Here is a 19,640-nt window from a genome sequence, read left to right as displayed (position 1 = left end):
AATGAGTTTAAATCTTATTTACGAAACTTACATGTTTGTAACGGAACTTGTCCGAAGCGACGGTGGCCCGTGTACAGTCGTGACCGCCCTTCCCATCCACGTCGAGACAAGCTGTCCATGCTCACCGCCGCACTGATCTTCCTGTTCACCCTGACCCTGGTCATCTGGCAACCCAAAGGCCTGGGCGTGGGCTGGAGCGCCACCCTCGGCGCCGCGCTGGCGCTGCTGTTCGGGGTGGTCTCGCTGCACGACATTCCTGCCGTGTGGGCCATCATCTGGAACGCCACCGGCACCTTCATCGCCCTGATCATCATCAGCCTGCTGCTGGACGAAGCCGGGTTCTTCGAATGGGCCGCACTGCATGTGGCGCGCTGGGCGCGAGGCGACGGGCGCCGCCTGTTCGCCTTCATGGTGCTGCTGGGCGCGGCGGTGTCGGCGCTGTTCGCCAATGACGGTGCGGCGCTGATCCTCACCCCGATCGTCATGTCGATGCTGCTGGCGCTGCGCTTCTCCCCTGCCGCGACCCTGGCCTTCGTCATGGGCGCCGGCTTCATTGCCGACACCGCCAGCCTGCCGCTGGTGGTGTCGAACCTGGTCAATATCGTGTCGGCGGATTACTTCGGCCTGGGCTTCAACGCCTATGCCGCCGTGATGGTGCCGGTCAACCTGGTGGCGGTGGCGGCCACGCTGCTGGTGCTGTGGCTGTATTTTCGCCGGGACATTCCGCAGCGCTACGCCACCGATGAGTTGAAGCTGCCGGCCATGGCCGTGCGCGACCGGGCGACCTTCCGTGTCGGCTGGGTGGTGCTGCTGGCGTTGCTGGCCAGCCTGTTCGTGCTCGAACCGCTGGGCATCCCGGTCAGTGCAGTGGCCGCAGCGTGCGCGGCGGTGCTGTTCGCCGTCGCTGCGCGCGGTCACGTGATCTCCACCCGCCGCGTGCTGCGCGAGGCGCCGTGGCAGATCGTGGTGTTCTCGCTGGGGATGTACCTGGTGGTCTATGGCTTGCGCAATGCCGGCCTGACCGACTCGCTCACCAGCGCGCTGAACTGGCTGGCCGGCCACGGGCTGTGGGCCGCCTCGCTGGGGACCGGGCTGATTGCGGCGCTGTTGTCGTCGGTGATGAACAACCTGCCCAGCGTGCTGATCGGCGCGCTGTCGATCCATGCCAGCGAGGCGCAGGGGGTGATGAGGGAGGCGATGATCTACGCCAACGTGATTGGCTGCGACCTGGGGCCGAAGATCACCCCGATCGGCAGCCTGGCCACGTTGCTGTGGCTGCATGTGCTGGCGCGCAAGGGCGTGAGTATTGGTTGGGGGTACTACTTCAAGGTGGGGGTGTTGTTGACGGTGCCGGTGTTGCTGGTGACGTTGGCGGCGTTGGCCTTGCGGTTGAGTCTTTGAGCGTGTTGGGGCTGCTGCGCACCCCGCCAGAAACCACCCGATACAACCTGACGCTTCTTGATCTCGCACACCCCAAGCAAAATCCCTACGTCAAAGACGTAGGGATGCAGTATGCTTACCATCATTGAAGCCCCACTTTTTTCAAGGCAGTGGCCCGACTATTGGACCCAGGAAGAACATGGGGCATTCATGTCCTATCTTGCGAATGACCCTGATGCCGGTGCGGTAATTCCCGGTTCAGGAGGTTGCCGCAAAGTGCGCTGGAGCCTGGATGGCAAAGGCAAGCGTGGAGCAGTACGGGTGATCTATACCGCCCAGCTGGCCAACGGCGCTTTGGTTGCACTGCTCATTTACGGCAAGAGCGCCACCGAGAACATACCCGCGCACGTGCTGCGCAAGATTGCGAAGGAGCTTACCCATGCCCCTGACTGAAAAAGAACTGATGCTGCGCGATGCCACTCGCAACATTGGCGAAGAGCTGCTGGAGTCCATCCGCGAGGTAAAAGCTGGCCACTACGGCGCCGTGCGCCAGGTAGAAGTGACCGAGGCCGCCGAGGCACGAAGCAAGACCGGGCTTTCTCAGCCTCGGTTCGCAGAGCTGCTGGGCGTTTCGGTGCGAACCCTTCAGGAATGGGAGCAGGGTCGCCGCACCCCATCTGGAGCCGCCCGATCGCTGCTGCACATCGCAGCGACTCGCCCGGACGTTTTCCGCGAAGTCCTGCAGGCGCGATAGCCGGCCTTGAACCTGTGGGAGCCGGCTTGCCGGCGATGGGCCGCGCAGCGGCCCCCGCGATGTCAGATGCCGTTCACCCGCCACAACCCCGCCATCTGCGTGGTGAACCCCGCACTCATCAACTCCCGCCGCATCGCCCACTCCCCCACCGCCGGCACCGCTGCGCTGCGCAGCGTGCCCCTACCCCAGCGTGCGTTCACCCCGTCGATCACACCCATCACCCGCTCGGCCTGCGCCGTCTGCGTTGGCGTGAACAGGTCGCCGGTGAACTCGCCGCGCTGGCACAGCTCCAGCAGCAGCACCTCGGCTTTGCTGTAGCGAAAGCCCTGGCGATAAACCCGCTCCAGCGCCTCCAGCGCCATGCGGGTGAGCAGCCGCACATCGTCGGTGGGGTACGGCAACTGCACCACCACGCCATTGGCATAACGGGGCTCGTCCGGGTTGAACATGCCGGTGCGGATGCTCACGCGCATGCGCCGCGCCAGCGAGCGTTGCCCGCGCAGCTTCTCGGCGGCGCGCATCACGTAGGTGGCCACCGCTTCCTTGATCGGCGCCAGCTCGGTCAGGCGCTGGCCGAACATGCGGCTGCAGCAGATTTCCTGGCGGGGCGGGTCGATTTCCTGCAGCTGCAGGCACGGCGTGCCGGCCAGTTCGCGGGCGGTCTTTTCCACCACCACGCTGAAGGTCTTGCGCAGCAGCCCAGAGTCGGCGCGCGACAGCTCCCAGGCGCTGCGGATGCCCATGGCCTGCAGGTGCGCGGTCAGGCGCTTGCCGATGCCCCACACCTCGGACACGTCGCAGCGCTTCAGCACCCGCTCACAGCGCAGCGGGTCGCGCAGGTCGACCACCCCGCCGCTCTGCACCGCCCAGCGCTTGGCCGCGTGATTGGCCAGCTTGGCCAGGGTCTTGGTGCCGGCAATGCCGACCCCGACCGGGATGCCGGTGTGCTTGAACACCCGCTCGCGGATGCCACGGCCCAGGTACTCGAGGTCACCAGGCATACCGGAAAGATCGGCGAAGGCTTCGTCGATGGAATACACCTCCAGCGCCGGGACCATCCCCTCGATCACGGTCATCACCCGCTGGCTCATGTCGCCATACAGCGCATAGTTGGACGAGAACGCCACCACCCCGTGACGGCGCAGCAGGTCCTTCACCTGGTAGTAGGGCTGGCCCATCTTCACCAACGGCTTGGCCTCGGCGCTGCGGGCAATGATGCAGCCATCGTTGTTGCTGAGCACGACGATGGGCGTGCGCAGCAGGTCGGGGCGGAACACGCGCTCGCAGCTGGCGTAGAAACTGTTGCAGTCGACCAGGGCATAGACAGGAGAAGGTTTCATCGGGCGGGTTCACGAATACTGTATTTATATACAGTTAACCACAGCACCGGGCGCAGGCGCTGCCCACTCATCCGATTTGCATCCTGCGCCCAGGCTCCTACAGTTTCGAACGTAGCGATCGCGCCGAGGCTCCACCATGCGCAGCGTCGAAAAAGCCGCACCACCGGCCGCCAGCAAGGCCTTGCCGAAGATCCCCCGCAGCGTCTGGGCGCTGGGTTTCGTGTCGATGTTCATGGACATTTCCTCGGAGATGATCCACGCCCTGCTGCCGCTGTACATGGTCACCGTGCTCGGCACCTCGGTGGTGGCGGTGGGCGTCATCGAAGGCATTGCCGAGGCCACCGCGTCGATCACCAAGGTGTTTTCCGGCGCCCTCAGCGACCGCTTCGGCAAGCGCAAGCTGCTCACGGTGCTGGGCTATGGCCTGGGCGCGCTGACCAAGCCGGTGTTCCCGATGGCCTCGGGGCTGGAATGGTTGATCGGGGCGCGTTTCGTCGACCGGGTCGGCAAGGGTATCCGCGGCGCGCCGCGCGATGCGCTGGTGGCCGACGTGACCCCGGCCGAACTGCGCGGGGCAGCCTTCGGCCTGCGCCAGGCGCTGGACACGGTCGGCGCCTTCCTCGGGCCGCTGCTGGCGATCCTGCTGATGTGGCTGACCGCCAGCCACTTCCAGACGGTGTTCTGGGTGGCGGTGATCCCGGCGTTTCTGGCCGTGTACATTCTTGTCGCCTTCGTCCGCGAACCGCCGGCTTCGGCAGCGAAAAGCAGCGCCCGCTCGCCGCTGGCATGGCACCAACTGGCACGCCTGGGCCCGGCCTACTGGCGCCTGATCGGCCTGGCGATGGTGTTCACCCTGGGCCGCTTCAGCGAGGCGTTCCTGCTGCTGCGTGCCCAGGACATGGGCCTGGCGCCGCTGTGGGCGCCGGCCGTGCTGGTGTTGATGGCGCTGGCCTACGCGCTGTCGGCCTACCCCGCCGGCGCGCTGTCAGACCGCGTCGGCCGGCGCGGCGTGCTGATGACCGGGCTCGGCTTGCTGGTCGCGGCCGACGTGCTGCTGGCACTGGTGCCGGGCTGGGCCGGGCTGGCGCTGGGGGTGGTGGCCTGGGGGCTGCACCTGGGCTTTACCCAGGGCATCTTCGCGGCGCTGATCGCCGACAGCGCGCCGGCCCACCTGCGCGGTACGGCGTTCGGCCTGTTCAACCTGCTGACCGGGCTGGCGCTGCTGGCCGCCAGCGTGGTGGCGGGGCTGCTGTGGGATGGGCTGGGCTTTCAGGCCACCTTCCTGGTGGGCGCGGGTTTTGCCGGCGCGACCTTGCTGGGCGTCGCGCTGCGGGCCTCATGAATGCGGGTCGTGGCTGCGCACGCTGAAGGTCACCACCCCCCAGATGGTCAATTCGTCACCCTCCATGATGTAGCGTGGCGCAAACCGCGGGTTTTCCGAGCGCAGCACCACCTGCGCGCCAATGCGTTGCAACCGCTTGCACAAGGGTTCGCCGTTGACCGCGGCAATCACGATATGACCGTGGCGCGCCTCGATCGAGCGGTCTACCAACACCAGGTCGCCGTCGAAGATCCCGGCGCCCTGCATGCTGTCGCCGTCTATCCTGACCAGGTACATGTGCGGCGCGCGCAGGTTGAACAACTCGTCCAGCGAGATGGGTTGCTCCATGTGGTCCGCCGCCGGCGACGGGAACCCCGCCGGAACGCGAAACAGGTAGCGCGGCAGCGCCGCGCTGCCACAGGTGATCGGGCCCAGGATGGAAGCCATGGCACTGCCTTGATTAATAGCTGTATACATATACAGTAATGATATGCCTGCGACCCGGTCAATCTCGGCGTAGGAAATTTCGACAAGTGGGGTGCATGCCATGTGCGGACGCTTCGCCCAGTACCAGGGCCTCGCCGATTACCTGCGTGAACTGGACGCCGAGCAGGACGTGATCAGCGGTTACGACAACCTGCCCATCGGCCGCTACAACGTCGCCCCCGGCAGCCGCGTGCTGATCCTGCACAACGCCGCCGACGGCCTGCGCATCGACCCTTGCCACTGGGGCTGGGCGCCGTTCTGGGCCACCGGCAAGCGGCCTGCGCCGATCAACGCGCGGGTGGAGACGGTGACCACCGGCAAGTTCTTCAAGGCCCTGTGGCCCCAGGGGCGGGCCCTGGTGATGGCCGATGGCTGGTACGAATGGGTAACCGACCCCAGCGACCCCAAGCGCAAGCAACCCTATTTCATTCGCCTGAAAAGCCAGGCGCCGATGTTCATGGCGGCGCTGGCGCAGGTGCGTGTGGGGCTCGGGCCGAACGAGGGGGATGGCTTCGTGATCATCACCGCCGCCAGTGATGCCGGGATGGTCGATATCCATGACCGCCGGCCGCTGGTGCTGGCGCCGGCGGATGCGCGGGCGTGGATCGACCCCCAGGTGCCGGCCGCGCAAGCCGAGCGGCTGGCGCGCGAGCAGTGCTTGCCGGTGGAGGCGTTCGAGTGGTTTGCGGTGGGCACGGCGGTGGGGAATGTGCGCAATGAAGGGGCTGAGTTGATCGTGATGCACGACGCGTGAATGGCGGGGTGTGTACCGGCCCTATCGCCGGCAAGCCGGCTCCCACAGGTACACAGGTACACAGGTACTTTGTGGGAGCCGGCTTGCCGGCGATGGGGCCAGCCCATACACCTACACCTGCAGCTCAACCTCCGGCCGCTGCTCGAGGAACGACCACCCGCCCTGCCCATCCACTTCCAGCCGATGGGTATGGAAGTCCGCCAGCGTGCTGCGATGCCCCACACTCACCAGCAAGGTCTGCGGCATCTCCCGGCGCAGCAGCGAATACAGCGCATGCTCCAGCCCTTCATCCATCGCCGATGTCGACTCATCGAGAAACACCACCTGCGGCCGGTTGAACAGCACCCGGGCGAACGCCAGGCGCTGCTGCTCGCCCACCGAGAGGATGTGCGACCAGTCGCAGCTCACCTCCAGCCGCTCGGCCAGGTGCGCCAGGTTGACCTGGCGCAGGGCCTGCTGCATGCGCGGCAGGTCCTCGGCCGTGCCGCCGGCGGGGTAGGCGATGGCGGTGCGCAGGTCGCCCAGGGGCAGGTACGGGCGCTGGGAGAGGAACAACGCCTGGGTGCCCGTGGGCCGCCGCACTTCACCCTCGGCATACGGCCACAAGCCCGCCAGCGCGCGCAGCAAGGTGGTCTTGCCACTGCCCGAGGGGCCCTTGATCAGCAGCGCCTGGCCGGCGTGCAGGCGCAGGTCGAGGTTGGCGATCAGCGCATGGCCATCGGGGCGCAGCACCTGCAGCCCGCTGATGTCCAGGGCCTGCGCCTGCTCCTCGGTGAGCACCCGCGGCAACGCGGCGGCCTGCCGGTTGGCATCGAGAAAACCGGTCAGACGGTCGAGGGTGGCGCGGTATTGGGCGAAGGTGTCGTAGGACTCGCGGAAGAACGACAGCGAATCCTGCACCTGGCCGAACGCCTGGGAGGTCTGCATCACATCGCCCAGCTTGATCGCGCCACTGAAGAAGCGTGGCGCCTGGAGGATGAACGGGAACACCACGGCCACCTGGCTGACCCCCAGGTTGAAGCCGCTGAACTTCAGGTTCCGGTACACCAGCGCCCAGACATTGACGATCAGCGCGCCGAAGCACCCGAGCAAGGTCGCCCGCTCCACCGGCGCGCCCTGGTAGAAGGCGATGTTCTCGGCGTTCTCGCGCAGGCGCATCAGCGCGTAACGGAAGTTGGCGGTGAGTTTTTCGTTGAGGAAGTTCAGGCGGATCAGCGGCTGGCCGAGGCGGAAGGCAACCCACGTGGCGATCAGCACATACACATAGACGGCGAACACCATCGCCCGCGGGATCTCGTAGCCGGCCACCGTCAACGGCGCCGACAGCCCCCAGAGGATGCCGGTGAAGGCCACCAGCGACACTAGCGCGCTGACCGCGCCCAGCGCCAGCGACACCGAGTTGGTGACGTAGGCGTTGACGTCCAGCTCGATACGCTGGTCGGGGTTGTCCACCGGCTCGGCGAGGAACTGGCCGCGGTAGTAGGCATCGCCGTGCATCCAGTCACCGGTCAGGCGTTCGGTCAGCCACACGCGCCACTGGATGCTGAACGCCTGGGTCACGTAGAAGGTGAACAGCGCGCGCAGCACGTGGAGGGTCGCCAGCACCGCGAACACCCCCAGCAGGTACCAGAAGGCCGCCTGGTCGAGGGCCTGCAAGGCGCTGTAGAAGCCGTTGTACCAGAACGAGAACAGCACGTTCATGCGCACCGAGAACAGCGTCAGCACCAGCAGCAGGGCAAACCCGAGCAACGGCCGCCAACTGCGCCGGAAGGTGAAGTACGGGCCGGCCAGCTGCCAGAACTGCCGGCCCCAGCGCGTGTAGCGCACGGCCAGGGTAGCGGCGGCGGTGAAACCGATGAGGGTGATGAACGAGGCGATTGCAAGCCAGCTCAGGCTCTCTTGCAGGGCCTGGTGCCAGTTCATGTCCATGGGGGGGTATCCGTGCAGAGTGTTTCCGCGAGCGTAGCATTGTGCCGGGATTATTCTGGCCTAAATGACGGACATTTCATGTTGTCTGTACCGGCCCTATCGCCGGCAAGCCGGCTCCCACAGGTACACCTACAGGACTCAATGGCTGTGGTGTACCTGTGGGAGCCGGCTTGCCGGCGATAGGGCCAGTGCAGCCAGCGCCTAAGCCAAAGCCTCCACCACCTTGGGGTCCAGCCCCTGCCCCGCATTGGCCGCTATCCACTCCCCCAGCTGCTGGCGCATCGCCGGGGTCCAGAAGCTCAACAGATGCTGCCGCACCCCCTTCACCGCCAGCTCATGGCTCGGCTCACAATCGAAATAATGGGCAATCTGGTTGGCCATCTTGACCAGGTTGTCACTGCTCATCGGCGCACCTCGGCTTGCTCCGCGCTGCGCCGCTCCTCGAGCAGGCGCCTTTGTTCGTCACTGAAGTCCTGGTAACGCTTCTGCCACTGCGACGGCTGGAACACCTTCACCACCTCCACGGCCGTGACCTTGTATTCCGGGCAGTTGGTGGCCCAGTCGGAGTTGTCGGTGGTGATCACGTTGGCGCCAGACTCGGGGAAGTGGAAGGTGGTGTACACCACCCCCGGCGCCACCCGGCCGCTGACCTTGGCGCGCAGCACCGTCTGCCCGGCGCGACTGCCGATGCCCACCCAGTCGCCATCGCGGATGCCACGGCTCTCGGCATCGGTGGGGTGGATTTCCAGGCGGTCGGCATCATGCCAGGCGACGTTGCCGGTGCGCCGGGTCTGGGCGCCGACGTTGTACTGGCTGAGGATGCGCCCGGTGGTCAGCAGCAGCGGGTAGCGGCTGTTGACCTTCTCGTCGGTGGGCACGTAGCCGGTGAGCATGAAGCGCCCCTTGCCGCGCACGAACTGGTCGATGTGCATGGTCGGGGTGCCGTGGGGCGCTACATCGTTGCACGGCCACTGCAGGCTGCCGTGGCGGTCGATCTCGGCGTAGCTGACGCGGCGAAAGCTCGGTGTCAGGCGGGCGATCTCGTCCATGATCTCGGACGGGTGGCGGTAGTGCATCGGGTAGCCCAGGGCGTTGGCCAGGGCCACCGTGGCTTGCCAGTCGGCCTTGCCGGCCAGCGGCTCCATCACCTTGCGCACCCGCGAAATGCGGCGCTCGGCGTTGGTGAAGGTGCCGTCCTTTTCGAGGAACGAGCTGCCCGGCAGGAACACATGGGCGAACTTGGCCGTTTCGTTGAGGAAGATGTCCTGCACCACCACGCACTCCATGGCGCGCAGGGCGGCGGTGACGTGCTGGGTGTTGGGGTCGCTCTGGGCGATGTCCTCGCCCTGGCAATACAGGGCCTTGAAGCTGCCATCGAGCGCGGCTTCGAACATGTTGGGGATGCGCAGCCCCGGGTCGGGCTGCAGGGTCACGCCCCAGGCCTGCTCGAACTCGGCACGCACGCCTTCGTTGGAAATGTGCCGGTAGCCGGGCAACTCGTGGGGGAACGAACCCATGTCGCACGAGCCCTGCACGTTGTTCTGCCCGCGCAGCGGGTTCACCCCTACCCCCTCGCGGCCGATGTTGCCGGTGGCCATGGCCAGGTTGGCGATGCCCATCACCGCGGTGCTGCCCTGACTGTGCTCGGTCACGCCCAGGCCATAGTAGATGGCCGCGTTGCCGCCGGTGGCGTACAGCCGGGCGGCGGCGCGGATTTGTTCGGCAGGCACGCCGCACACCGGCCCCAGAGATTCCGGGGCGTTTTCAGGCAGGCTGACGAAGTCGCGCCAGCGGGCGAAGTCCTCGGTTTCGCAGCGGGCATCGATGAAGCGCTGGGCCAGCAGGCCCTCGCTGACGATCACATGGGCCAGGGCATTGAGCATGGCCACGTTGGTGCCTGGGCGCAGTTGCAGGTGCAGCTCGGCGCGGGCGTGGGGCGAGTCGACCAGGTCGATGCGCCGCGGGTCGATGACGATCAGCCGCGCGCCCTGGCGCAGGCGGCGTTTGAGCTGCGAGCCGAACACCGGGTGCGCGTCGGTGGGGTTGGCGCCGATCACCAGCACCACATCGGCCTGCATCACCGAGTCGAAGCTCTGGGTGCCGGCCGACTCGCCCAGGGTCTGCTTGAGGCCGTAGCCGGTGGGGGAATGGCAGACGCGCGCGCAGGTGTCGACGTTGTTGTTGCCGAACGCCGTGCGCACCAGTTTCTGCACCAGGTAGGCCTCTTCGTTGGTGCAGCGGCTGGAGGTGATGCCGCCAATCGAATCGCGCCCGTACTTGAGCTGGATGCGCCGGAACTCGCTGGCGGCGTAGGCCACCGCCTCGTCCCAGCCGACTTCCTGCCACGGGTCTTCCAGGCGTTTGCGGATCATCGGCCGGGTGATGCGGTCCGGGTGGGTGGCATAGCCCCAGGCGAAGCGGCCCTTGACGCAGGCGTGGCCGTGGTTGGCGCCGCCGTTCTTGTCCGGGACCATGCGCACCAGCTGGTCGCCCTTCATCTCGGCGCGGAACGAGCAGCCGACGCCGCAATAGGCGCAGGTGGTGATCACCGCCCGCTCGGGCTGGCCGAGCTGCACCAGGCTTTTTTCAGTGAGGGTCGCGGTCGGGCAAGCCTGCACGCAGGCGCCGCAGGAGACGCATTCGGAGGCCAGGAAGTTGTCGCCGCCCGCGGCGGCCACCCGTGATTCGAAACCACGCCCGGTGATGGTCAGGGCGAAAGTGCCCTGGATGTCTTCGCAGGCGCGCACGCAGCGGCTGCAGACGATGCACTTGCTGGGCTCGTAGTCGAAGTACGGGTTGGAGGTGTCCTTTTGCTCGGCCAGGTGGTTGGCGCCGGCATAGCCGTAGCGCACCTCGCGCAGGCCGACCTGGCCGGCGACGGTCTGCAGCTCGCAGTTGCCGTTGGCCGAGCAGGTCAGGCAGTCCAGCGGGTGGTCGGAGATGTACAGCTCCATCACGTTGCGGCGCAGGTCGGCCAGGCGCGGGGTCTGCGTGCGCACCACCATGCCTTCGCTGACCGGCGTGGTGCACGAGGCCGGGTAGCCGCGCATGCCGTCGATCTCGACCATGCACAGGCGGCACGAGCCGAAGGCTTCGAGGCTGTCGGTGGCGCACAGTTTGGGGATGCTGGTGCCGAGCAGCGCTGCGGCGCGCATCACCGAGGTGCCGGCGGGCACGCTGATGCTGCGCCCGTCGATGTTCAGGCTGACCTGCACGTCGCTGTCGCGGGCGGGGGTGCCCAGGTCGCTGGCGGGGTCGAAGTAATTGATCACTGGGCGGCCTCCGGGGTGGTCAGGCCGAAATCGGCGGGGAAGTACTTGAGCGCGCTGGCCACCGGGTAGGCGGTCATGCCGCCCATGGCGCACAGCGAGCCGTATTGCAGGGTGTCGCACAGGTCGCGCAGCAACAGGGCCTGGTCGTGGCGCTCCGTGAAGCCACTGCTGGCGATCAGCCGGTCGACCACCTCCATGCCGCGGGTCGAGCCGATGCGGCACGGGGTGCACTTGCCGCAGGATTCCTCGGCGCAGAACTGCAAGGCGAAGCGCGCCATGCTGGCCATGTTCAGGGTGTCGTCGGCCACCACCACCCCGCCGTGGCCCAGCATCGCGCCCATGGCGGCGAAGGCCTCGTAGTCCAGTGGCGTGTCGAAGTGGCTGGGCGGGACCCAGGCGCCAAGCGGGCCACCGACCTGGGCGGCCTTCAGCGGCCGGCCGCTGGCGGTGCCGCCGCCGTAGCCTTCCACCAGCTCGCGCAGGGTCAGGCCGAAGGCACGCTCGACCAGGCCGCCATGGCGGATGTTGCCGGCCAGCTGGAAGGCCATGGTGCCCAGCGAACGGCCCATGCCGAAGTCGCGGTAGAACGCCGCGCCCTTGGCCAGGATGACCGGCACCGACGCCAGGGTGAGCACGTTGTGCACCAGGGTCGGCTGGCCGAACAGGCCTTGCAGGGCCGGCAGCGGCGGCTTGGCGCGGACGATGCCGCGCTTGCCCTCGATGGACTCGAGCAGCGCGGTTTCCTCGCCGCAGATGTAAGCACCGGCGCCCTCGCGCACTTCCAGGTCGAACGCCTGGCCGCTGCCGGCCACGTCCGCGCCCAGGTAGCCGGCAGCGCGGGCGATGGCGATGGCCTGGCCCAGCACGCGGATGGCGTCGGGGTATTCCGAGCGTACATAGAGGTAGCCTTTGCTGGCCCCCACGGCGAGACCTGCGATAAGCATGCCTTCGATCAGCAGGAACGGGTCGCCCTCCATCAGCATGCGGTCGGCGAAAGTGCCGGAGTCGCCTTCGTCGGCGTTGCACACCACGTACTTCTGCCCGGCCACGGCGTCGCGCACGGTTCGCCACTTGATCCCGGCCGGGAACGCCGCGCCGCCGCGCCCACGCAAGCCGGAATCGAGCACGGCGGCAACCACCTCGGCAGCGCCCAGGGCCAAGGCCCGCTCAAGGCCAGCGAAGCCGCCATGGGCGCGGTAGTCGTCCAGCGACAGCGGCCGGGTGATCCCCGCCCGGGCGAACAGCAGGCGTTGCTGGCTTTTCAGGTAAGGGATCTGCTCGACCGGCCCCAGCGCCAATGAATGGCCGCCCGGCTCGCCGGCCAAGGCATCGAGCAGCGCGGGCACCGCCTCAGGCGTGACCGGGCCAAAGCCGTTGCGCCCTTGCGGGCCGTCGCACTCCACCAGCGGCTCCAGCCAATAAAGGCCGCGCGAGCTGGTGCGCTGGATGTCGATGGGCAACTGCCGGCGCTCGGCCTCGCGCTGCAGGGCCGCGGCGACCTGGTCGGCGCCCACGGCTCGCGCCACGGAATCACAGGCAATGAACAGCTTCAGCATGCTGCGTCCTCCAGGCAACCGTTCACTAGCGCCCGCAGGCGTTCGGGGGTGAGCCGTGCATGCACCTGGCCGTCCAGCTCCAGGGCCGGCGAACAGGCGCAGGCGCCCAGGCAGTACACCGGGCGCAGGCTGATGGCGCCGTCGGCGCTGGTGCCGTGGTCGTCCAGCGCCAGCTGGTCACGCAGTTGCGCGGCCAACGCTTCGCTGCCGCGGCTCTGGCACGATTCGGCCCGGCACAGGCGCAAGGTATGCCGGGCCGGTGGCGAGGTGCGGAAGTCGTGGTAGAAGCTGATCACCCCGCGCACCTCGGCAAGGCTGAGGTTGAGGGCGTGGGCGACCTGAGGCACGGCGGCCTCGGGGATGAAGCCGATGGCGTCCTGGATGGCGTGAAGGATCGGCAACAGGGCGCCAGGGGCGTCCTTCTCGCGGCTCAGGATGCTCTGGATGGCAGGCAGGTGAAGCAGTTCATCAGGCATTCAGCGGACCTCGGCATCACGGACCCTGCCTGGGTGGGTAGGCGGGGCAGGTATCCGGCGTGTTCTGCTGCGGCATACCGGCCACGCCACGGTTGCGTGTCGGCCGCCTCCTTGCCGATGGCCGTGCGTCTGCGCGCACTGGGCTCACGGCATCACACAAGCATGGCACTTGTAGCGCCAGGCAGATGCATGCGAGCGACCAGGCGCGTCCTGAAACCGACCCGCTCAGAACAGCTCGATGGGCAGGCTGACGATCAGCCGATTCTCGGTGAAGTCGTTCGTGCCGAAATCACGCCCCACCTTGGCATTGATCCAGCGAACGCTCAGCCCCTGCAGCTGGCGAAACTGGAAGGTGTAGGTGAGCGCCACATCGCGCTCCCATTCGCGCCCATCCGCCGTGTCGGCATTGCGCACCTGGTCGCCATGGGTATAGCGCGCCAACAGCATCAAGCCGGGGATGCCCAACGCGGCAAAGTTGTAGTCGTAGCGCAGTTGCCAGGAGCGCTCGTTGGCGTACACGAAGGTGTTGGCGAACATGTCGTTGGCCAGGGTGCTGCCCAGGGTGCGGTCGATGGTGACCCAGCCATCCTCCCCGTACATCCGCTGCAAGCCCAGGTAGAAGCGGTGGCCGCCGTGCGCGGCCGACAGCAGCAGCGACGCCGCCTGGTTGTCCAGCTGCCCCGCGAAGGCTTGCCCCGCCTCGCGCGTGTCGAAGGCGCCGAGCACGCCGCCGAGCGTCCAGCCACCCAGCGGCTGGGCATGGGCAATGCTGTAGTAGTTCTGCCGGTAGACGTCTTGCAGCTCGGCCGTCCATGCACCCAGCACCGACGCCTGGCCCAGGCGGTACTCACCGCCCAGGAAGGTGAAACGGTCCGAGGTGGCCGTTGCCACGGTGCGGCCGGCGATCGATGGATAAAGCGCTTCGCTGTCTGCCGCACTGCGCGGGCTGAAGGCGTGGATGCGCCCGGCCTGCAGAGTGAGGTGGTCGACGGCGTTCGAGGTGAGCATGGCGCCTTGGAAGGTCTGCGGCAGCAGGCGGCCGTCGTTGTAGCGCAGGATCGGCAGCTCTGGCAGGAGTTCGCCCACGCGCAATTCGGTACGCGCCAGGCGCACCTTCGCGGTCAGGCCCAGCCGCCCGTAATCACCCGGGGCGCGGCCGTCATCATGGTCATAGGGCAGCAATTCGGTGCCGGTGCGGTCCGGGCTGCTGTCCAGCTTCACGCCCAGCAGCCCCAGCACATCCAGCCCGGCGCCGAGTACACCCTGGCTGTAACCGGAGGTGGCTTTGAAGATGAAGCCCTGGGCCCATTCCTGGCGCTGGCTTTGCACCGCGCCGGTGTCGCGGTAGTCGCGATCGAAGTAGTAATTGCGCAGCAGCAACGTCGCCTTGCTTTCGTCGACGAGCCCCGCATCGGCATCCACCGCGCAGGCGCACAGGCACAGCAAACCCGCCCAGCCAGTGGGCAGCTTGACGTTCAACATGGCGAATTCCTTTGTTGTACTTGTTGTGGAATACGGCGGTCGTGACTTACTGCACCAGCAACAGCGCCCCGGAAACGAAGGCGAAGATCAGCACGAAGCGCCTCAGGCGCGCTTCATCGAGGTAATTGCGCACCCAGTTGCTGGCGATCACACCCAGCGCCAAGGGCAAGCACAGGCCCAGCACCGGAGACAGCTGCTCGGTGCGCAGATGCCCGCCCAGGGCCAGTACCACCAGCGAGATCACCTCCCCCACCAAAAAGCACAGCGCCACCGACCCTCTCAAGGTGGCCACCGGCGAGTGCTGGTACACCAGGGCAAGCGGCGGGCCACCGACGCCGGTGGCGGTTTCGGTGATGCCGGTGATGACCCCCGTGGAAATCAGCGCCCGCCGCCCCGGCACGAAGGAAGGCGCCATCCAGGTGACCAGGCAGGCGGCGATGGTCGACAGGCCGATGAACAGGTTCAGCTGCGAAAGCGGCAGCCAGAGCAGGATCCACACCCCGCCAAAGGTGCCGGCGAAGCGCCCCAGGGTAATCCACGAACTGCCCCTGAAGTCGATGGCGCGGCGTTCGCGCCAGGCGACGGCTGCGTTCAACGGCAGCATGAGGATCAACAGGCTCACCGGCAGCGTCTGGGGCGCCAGCAAGCCCATCACCGGCGCCACGATCAGCGCGAAGCCCATGCCGGTGGCGCCCTGGACGAGCGCGCCGCAGGCCACGGCGACAGCGATGAGGTACAGGGGGTCGAAAGGTAGATTCATTTTTTGCTCGTTCCACGGGAGTCACGCCACAGTCGGCAGGGGATGCACTTTATGGATGGGCGCCTGGTGCACGACGCTTCTGGCCAGCTCGTCCACCTGGCGCATCAGCGCGCGGGCGTCCCAATCGGTCGGCCAGCCTTGCCACAGGCGCAGCTTGCCGTGCACCACGACGGCCTGGATCTGCTCGCGGTTGGCCAGCCGGACCAGGTCCCAGCTGAGGTTCCACGACGGCAGCAGCTCCGGCACCGCCAGGTCCACCAGCAAAAAATCCGCCGCCCGGCCGGCGGCGATGCTGCCGGTCACCTGGCCCAGGCCCAGCGCATCGGCGGCCTGGCGGGTCGCCATGTCGAGCCACAGCTGGCCACCGCCACACACCGAGTCGCCGACCGGCAAACCATGGGCAAAGCGTTGCGCCGCCTCGGCGTAGTCGAGCAGGCGGAAGCCATCGCCGCGGGTGCCGTCGGTGCCGAGCGCCACGGGGATGCCCAGGCAGTGCATCAAGTGCGCCTGGGCCACGGCATTGCCCTTCCAGGCACTGGCCACCGGGTTGTAGCTGACCGTGGCGCCGCTCTCGCGCAGCAGGCAGATTTCGTTCGAAGTGAGCAGCGTTGCGTGGGCGAGCAGCGCCCCAGGGCCGAGCGCACCGGCCCGGTGCAGGTGCTCCAATGGGCGCACGCCATAGCGTTCGAGCGAGCGCTCGACCGCGACCAGGTGCTCGTTGACATGGCTCTGGAACACCCTCCCCGCTTCACGGCACAGGCCATACACCGCCCCCAGGGTGCTGTCGGTGGCAATTTCCGGAATCGGCACCGCCAGGGACGGCGTGATCAGCGGGTCATTGTCCCACTGCGCGAGGTGTTGCTGCGCCCGCGAAAGCACCCCGGCGGCATCCAGCACCCGTTCACCTTCGAGGTCGTTGCAGGTTTTTGCCAGCACGCAGCGCATGCCCACCTCATGCACCGCCTGGGCGATGGCCTCGACCCCTTCCCGGGAACGGGTACCGGCATCGCACACGGTGGTGAAGCCGCCGCGCAGCGATTCGAATGCCGCCAGCTTGCTGGTCAGGTACAGCAGGTCGGTATCGAGCGAGCCCTCGAGCGGGATCCACACCCGGCGGAAGATCTCCGACGGCTCGCCAAACACCAGCCCTTTGCCAAAGCTCTGGCTGAGGTGGTGATGGGTATCGATGAAGCCGGGCATGATCAACTGGTTTTCCAGCCGTAGCAGCGCATGGCCTGGGTACCGGGCCTGCAGCAGCGCCAGCGGCCCGACGTCGGCAAAGCGGCCATCGACCACCAGCACGGCCTGCTCACGGCGCGGCCCTTCGGGCAGCAACAGCCAGTCAGGGGCCAGCAACTGGCCGGCAGCCAGCAGTTGTTCAGGCGCAAGCGCCAAATGCTTGGAAACAATGGAGTTCATAAGTGAGCCTTAGTGTACGCGTCAGGGATTGAGCAGCTTGGCCTTGGCATCTGCCGAAGAGGCTTTGGCGCCCGTGCAATGGAAGAGGAAGTTCATGACCGCCGCGGTGAGCGCGCCCATGGCCACGCCGTTACCGAGCAGGCCGGCCACGCCACTGGGGAACTGGCTGTAGACGCCCGGCACGAGAATCGGCAGCAGGCCGACTGCCAGGGCGACAGACACCACGTACAGGTTGCCGTGGCTGCGCATGTCCACTTTGCGCAGCATGTCGATGCCCATGGTGCCGACGATGGCGAAGACGATCAGGCTGGTGCCGCCGACCACGGCCTCGGGCACGCCTTCGATCAGCCGCGCCAACGGCGCCAGCACGGCGAACAGCAGCAGCAACACCCCGGAAACGGCCGTTACATAGCGTGAGCGCACCTGGGTGGCGCGGATCACACCGATGTTCTCGCCGCTGGTGATGATCAGCGAGGTGCCCATGAAGCCGCCCAGGATCGAGGTCAAGGCGTCGCCGCGAATGGTGCGCACCACATCGCGGTCGACATCCAGGGGCTTGTCCACCGCCTCGCTGATCGCCACCGTCTGCCCCGTGGCCTCGACCATCGAAACCAGGCAGAACAGCATCAGCGGGATGGAGGCGAACAGGTCGAAGTGCGGCACGCCAAAGGGCATGAAGGCAGGGAGGCTGAACAGCGGGGCGTCACCGCCGCCTGAATAATCGAAAGCGCCCAGTGCCACCGCCAGCAAGCTGCCCCCCAGCAGGCCGAGCAGAATCGACAGCTGCGCCAGCATGCCCCGCAACAGCCGGGCGCAGGCCACGGTGATGGCGATGGTGGCGAAGGCCAGCAGCAGTTGCTCGGGCGCGGCGAAGTGGCTGCTGCCAGGCTGGCCGACGATCAACTGCCCCGAGAGCTTGACCAGGTTGACCGCCACCAGCAGCAACATGGTGCCGACCACCACGGACGGAAAGAACCGCAGCAGCCGTCGGAACAGCGGCAATACCAGGAAGTAGAACGCGCCGGTGAGGATCACCGCACCGGACGCGGTGGCGACCCCGTTCTGCTGGGCGATCAGGATGAACAGCATGATCGGCGCGCCGCCCGGCAGCATGATGAACGGCAGCCGCGCGCCACAGCCGCGCAGGCCCAGCGACTGCACCAGCGTGCCCAGGCCGCAGACCAGGAAGGTGGCGCTGAGCAACTGCAGGGTCAACGCACTGGAAAAGCCCAGCGCGGTGGCCATCAAAAACACCGAGGCAATCGGCGATGCCGCCATCACCAGCACATGCTGGGCACCAAACATCAACAACTGGCGCCAGGGCAGGCGCTCGTCAACAGGGCAAAGCGGTGTATCGACGCGATTCGGCATATCCCACCTCAAGCTGAGCCGCCTTGGGCGGCCCATTGAATTATTGTTATTAAGCGCTGGGTGAAGCCGCCTGGAAAATGCAGGCATTTACCAGACCAAATCGATTTTTATACTTACCCAAATCGATTTGGTTGAAATCTAGCCCCAACCCTTGGCAGTGTCAACGGCTGTTCGACACGGGCCGGCAAGTAGCCGCTGACTTTGTGGCAGCGTATAACTGCGGCCATCGTTCAAAGAGCCGCCCCGCCCATGCCCAGCAGCCCTTCTCGCCGCCCCACCATCGCCGATGTCGCCGACGCTGCAGGCGTTTCGCGCACCACCGTTTCCCACGCCTTGAACGACCGTGGGCAGGTCGACCCGCAAACGCGGGCCATGGTCAAGGCCGTGGCCGAGCGCCTTGGCTACAGCCCCAACCTGCGCGCCCAGCGCCTGCGCACCGGCCGCGCCAATGCCATCGCCCTGCTTTCTTCCATGCCATTCGCGGTTGCCGGTGGCTCCTCGCGCCTGGGCTTTTTGATGGAGATCGCCGCCACCGCGACCGAGGCGGCCATGCGCCAAGGCGTGGCACTGGTGCTGGTGCCGCCGATGGACGAAGCGCAGGCATTGCTGCACACGCTGGACATCGACGGCGCAGTGATCATCGAACCGGTCGCCGACGACCCCAACGTCGCCTGCCTGCGCAAGCGCGGGGTAAACGTGGTGACCATCGGGCGCCAGCCCGAGGTCCGGGAGGCGCTGCCGTACATCGACATGCACGGCGAACAGACCGGCGCGCTGCTGCTCGAGCACCTGCAGCGACAGGGCGCACGGCACATCGGCCTGATCATCGGCGCGCAGGCCCGGCATTCCTACCTGGACATGGAGCGGGCCTACCGCGCCTATTGCGCGCGCCACGGCCAGGTGGCGGCGATCGTGCGGGCCGATGAAGGCGGTGGCGAAGCGGCGGGCGCGGCGGCCTGCCTGCAACTGCTGCAGGCACACCCTGGCATCGACGGCCTGTGCGTGCCGGTCGACGCCTTCGCCACCGGCGCCGTGCAGGCGCTGCAGGGCAGCGGGCGGCAAGTGCCGGAGGATGTGAAAGTGGTCACCCGCTATGACGGCTTGCGTGCGCGGGAGTGCTCCCCGCCCCTGACCTCGCTGGACATGCACCTTGAAGAGGTGAGCGCGCTCGCCATCGAACTGCTGTTCGAACACATCAACGGCACTGGCGCGCGCGAATGCATCCATGCCCCCATGCCCAGCCTGGTGGTGCGCGACTCAACCCGGCAGGCATAGCGCCATTCGCGCCACTTGATGGATTTTCCATGCCTGGATGACGCAATTTTCACATGCGGCAGATT

The 19,640-nt window shown here is 67.0% G+C and carries 17 protein-coding genes; 6 read left to right on the top strand and 11 right to left on the bottom strand.

The genetic code is table 11. The features are described from left to right. The first annotated feature begins 117 nt into the window (after positions 1–117). The 3 genes from B3E94_RS21430 to B3E94_RS21420 all read left to right on the top strand — a co-directional run bounded on the left by B3E94_RS21430 (position 118) and on the right by B3E94_RS21420 (position 2,134). The gene (locus B3E94_RS21430; RefSeq protein ID WP_286915111.1) at positions 118–1,401 is read left to right on the top strand and encodes an arsenic transporter; all 1,284 of its coding nucleotides are present in this window, start codon (positions 118–120) and stop codon (positions 1,399–1,401) included. Between the two features lie 111 nt (positions 1,402–1,512). Next, the gene (locus tag B3E94_RS21425) at positions 1,513–1,833 is read left to right on the top strand and encodes a transcriptional regulator (protein WP_286915110.1); all 321 of its coding nucleotides are present in this window, start codon (positions 1,513–1,515) and stop codon (positions 1,831–1,833) included. Next, positions 1,820–2,134 carry a helix-turn-helix domain-containing protein gene (locus tag B3E94_RS21420; RefSeq protein WP_286915108.1) on the top strand — a complete coding sequence of 105 codons (315 nt, stop codon included), beginning with the start codon at positions 1,820–1,822 and terminating at the stop codon, positions 2,132–2,134. The genes B3E94_RS21425 and B3E94_RS21420 overlap by 14 nt, the downstream gene beginning before the upstream one ends. Positions 2,135–2,196: 62 nt before the next feature. Here B3E94_RS21420 and B3E94_RS21415 read toward each other — a convergent pair whose 3' ends face one another. Continuing rightward, positions 2,197–3,474, bottom strand: coding sequence for a Y-family DNA polymerase (locus B3E94_RS21415; RefSeq protein ID WP_286915107.1), 1,278 nt, complete (start codon positions 3,472–3,474; stop codon positions 2,197–2,199). Positions 3,475–3,610: 136 nt separating this feature from the next. Here B3E94_RS21415 and B3E94_RS21410 point away from each other — a divergent pair, with 136 nt between their 5' ends. Continuing rightward, the gene (locus tag B3E94_RS21410; RefSeq protein ID WP_286915105.1) at positions 3,611–4,816 is read left to right on the top strand and encodes an MFS transporter; all 1,206 of its coding nucleotides are present in this window, start codon (positions 3,611–3,613) and stop codon (positions 4,814–4,816) included. On the opposite strand, the gene B3E94_RS21405 is transcribed toward B3E94_RS21410, so the two are convergent. Continuing rightward, positions 4,811–5,242: a LexA family protein gene (locus tag B3E94_RS21405; protein WP_236238328.1), complete on the bottom strand. Its 432-nt coding sequence runs from the start codon at positions 5,240–5,242 to the stop codon at positions 4,811–4,813. The two genes, B3E94_RS21410 and B3E94_RS21405, sit on opposite strands and share 6 nt — an antisense overlap. A 100-nt stretch (positions 5,243–5,342) precedes the next feature. On the opposite strand from B3E94_RS21405, the gene B3E94_RS21400 reads away from it, so the two are divergent. Beyond that, on the top strand, positions 5,343–6,035 hold the full coding sequence (locus tag B3E94_RS21400) for an SOS response-associated peptidase family protein (protein ID WP_286915104.1): 693 nt from the start codon (positions 5,343–5,345) through the stop codon (positions 6,033–6,035). A gap of 111 nt (positions 6,036–6,146) precedes the next feature. On the opposite strand, the gene B3E94_RS21395 is transcribed toward B3E94_RS21400, so the two are convergent. The 9 genes from B3E94_RS21395 to B3E94_RS21355 all read right to left on the bottom strand — a co-directional run bounded on the left by B3E94_RS21395 (position 6,147) and on the right by B3E94_RS21355 (position 18,300). Next, positions 6,147–7,964 carry an ABC transporter ATP-binding protein/permease gene (locus B3E94_RS21395; RefSeq protein WP_286915103.1) on the bottom strand — a complete coding sequence of 606 codons (1,818 nt, stop codon included), beginning with the start codon at positions 7,962–7,964 and terminating at the stop codon, positions 6,147–6,149. Positions 7,965–8,165: 201 nt separating this feature from the next. Then, positions 8,166–8,369, bottom strand: a complete 204-nt coding sequence (locus B3E94_RS21390; RefSeq protein WP_286915102.1) for a formate dehydrogenase subunit delta — start codon at positions 8,367–8,369, stop codon at positions 8,166–8,168. Beyond that, entirely contained in the window at positions 8,366–11,236 is a 2,871-nt protein-coding gene (gene fdhF, locus B3E94_RS21385; RefSeq protein ID WP_286915100.1) for a formate dehydrogenase subunit alpha, read from the bottom strand. The genes B3E94_RS21390 and fdhF overlap by 4 nt, the downstream gene beginning before the upstream one ends. Then, positions 11,233–12,792, bottom strand: a complete 1,560-nt coding sequence (locus tag B3E94_RS21380; protein ID WP_286915099.1) for a formate dehydrogenase beta subunit — start codon at positions 12,790–12,792, stop codon at positions 11,233–11,235. Before B3E94_RS21380 ends, fdhF begins: the two co-directional genes overlap by 4 nt. Further along, entirely contained in the window at positions 12,786–13,268 is a 483-nt protein-coding gene (locus tag B3E94_RS21375) for a formate dehydrogenase subunit gamma (protein ID WP_286915098.1), read from the bottom strand. The genes B3E94_RS21380 and B3E94_RS21375 overlap by 7 nt, the downstream gene beginning before the upstream one ends. A gap of 225 nt (positions 13,269–13,493) precedes the next feature. Further along, the gene (locus B3E94_RS21370; RefSeq protein WP_286915097.1) at positions 13,494–14,750 is read right to left on the bottom strand and encodes an OprD family porin; all 1,257 of its coding nucleotides are present in this window, start codon (positions 14,748–14,750) and stop codon (positions 13,494–13,496) included. Positions 14,751–14,796: 46 nt separating this feature from the next. Beyond that, a complete protein-coding gene (locus tag B3E94_RS21365) occupies positions 14,797–15,510 on the bottom strand; it encodes a sulfite exporter TauE/SafE family protein (protein ID WP_236238336.1) in 714 nt (237 codons plus the stop codon). 21 nt (positions 15,511–15,531) lie between these two features. Next, positions 15,532–16,929 carry an amidohydrolase family protein gene (locus B3E94_RS21360; protein WP_236238337.1) on the bottom strand — a complete coding sequence of 466 codons (1,398 nt, stop codon included), beginning with the start codon at positions 16,927–16,929 and terminating at the stop codon, positions 15,532–15,534. 21 nt (positions 16,930–16,950) lie between these two features. Further along, positions 16,951–18,300 carry a uracil-xanthine permease family protein gene (locus B3E94_RS21355; protein ID WP_176512137.1) on the bottom strand — a complete coding sequence of 450 codons (1,350 nt, stop codon included), beginning with the start codon at positions 18,298–18,300 and terminating at the stop codon, positions 16,951–16,953. Between the two features lie 249 nt (positions 18,301–18,549). On the opposite strand from B3E94_RS21355, the gene B3E94_RS21350 reads away from it, so the two are divergent. Beyond that, the gene (locus tag B3E94_RS21350) at positions 18,550–19,575 is read left to right on the top strand and encodes a LacI family DNA-binding transcriptional regulator (RefSeq protein WP_286915095.1); all 1,026 of its coding nucleotides are present in this window, start codon (positions 18,550–18,552) and stop codon (positions 19,573–19,575) included. Positions 19,576–19,640: the final 65 nt, after the last annotated feature.

The organism is Pseudomonas sp. UBA6315 (assembly GCF_002438125.1).
Classification (GTDB): domain Bacteria; phylum Pseudomonadota; class Gammaproteobacteria; order Pseudomonadales; family Pseudomonadaceae; genus Aquipseudomonas; species Aquipseudomonas faucium.
Note: the sequence above shows the minus strand (reverse complement) of the source record. Positions and strands in the feature narration are given on the sequence as shown.

Bases quoted from the DNA above. Each gene is read 5' to 3' on its own strand.
- B3E94_RS21360 (WP_236238337.1), bottom strand. From the start codon at position 16,929: ATGAACTCCATTGTTTCCAAGCATTTGGCGCTTGCGCCTGAACAACTG.
- B3E94_RS21370 (WP_286915097.1), bottom strand. From the start codon at position 14,750: ATGTTGAACGTCAAGCTGCCCACTGGCTGGGCGGGTTTGCTGTGCCTG.
- B3E94_RS21425 (WP_286915110.1), top strand. From the start codon at position 1,513: ATGCTTACCATCATTGAAGCCCCACTTTTTTCAAGGCAGTGGCCCGAC.
- B3E94_RS21380 (WP_286915099.1), bottom strand. From the start codon at position 12,792: ATGCTGAAGCTGTTCATTGCCTGTGATTCCGTGGCGCGAGCCGTGGGC.
- B3E94_RS21410 (WP_286915105.1), top strand. From the start codon at position 3,611: ATGCGCAGCGTCGAAAAAGCCGCACCACCGGCCGCCAGCAAGGCCTTG.
- B3E94_RS21390 (WP_286915102.1), bottom strand. From the start codon at position 8,369: ATGAGCAGTGACAACCTGGTCAAGATGGCCAACCAGATTGCCCATTAT.
- B3E94_RS21400 (WP_286915104.1), top strand. From the start codon at position 5,343: ATGTGCGGACGCTTCGCCCAGTACCAGGGCCTCGCCGATTACCTGCGT.
- B3E94_RS21350 (WP_286915095.1), top strand. From the start codon at position 18,550: ATGCCCAGCAGCCCTTCTCGCCGCCCCACCATCGCCGATGTCGCCGAC.
- B3E94_RS21395 (WP_286915103.1), bottom strand. From the start codon at position 7,964: ATGGACATGAACTGGCACCAGGCCCTGCAAGAGAGCCTGAGCTGGCTT.
- B3E94_RS21405 (WP_236238328.1), bottom strand. From the start codon at position 5,242: ATGGCTTCCATCCTGGGCCCGATCACCTGTGGCAGCGCGGCGCTGCCG.
- B3E94_RS21430 (WP_286915111.1), top strand. From the start codon at position 118: ATGCTCACCGCCGCACTGATCTTCCTGTTCACCCTGACCCTGGTCATC.
- B3E94_RS21365 (WP_236238336.1), bottom strand. From the start codon at position 15,510: ATGAATCTACCTTTCGACCCCCTGTACCTCATCGCTGTCGCCGTGGCC.
- B3E94_RS21375 (WP_286915098.1), bottom strand. From the start codon at position 13,268: ATGCCTGATGAACTGCTTCACCTGCCTGCCATCCAGAGCATCCTGAGC.
- B3E94_RS21420 (WP_286915108.1), top strand. From the start codon at position 1,820: ATGCCCCTGACTGAAAAAGAACTGATGCTGCGCGATGCCACTCGCAAC.
- B3E94_RS21355 (WP_176512137.1), bottom strand. From the start codon at position 18,300: ATGCCGAATCGCGTCGATACACCGCTTTGCCCTGTTGACGAGCGCCTG.
- B3E94_RS21415 (WP_286915107.1), bottom strand. From the start codon at position 3,474: ATGAAACCTTCTCCTGTCTATGCCCTGGTCGACTGCAACAGTTTCTAC.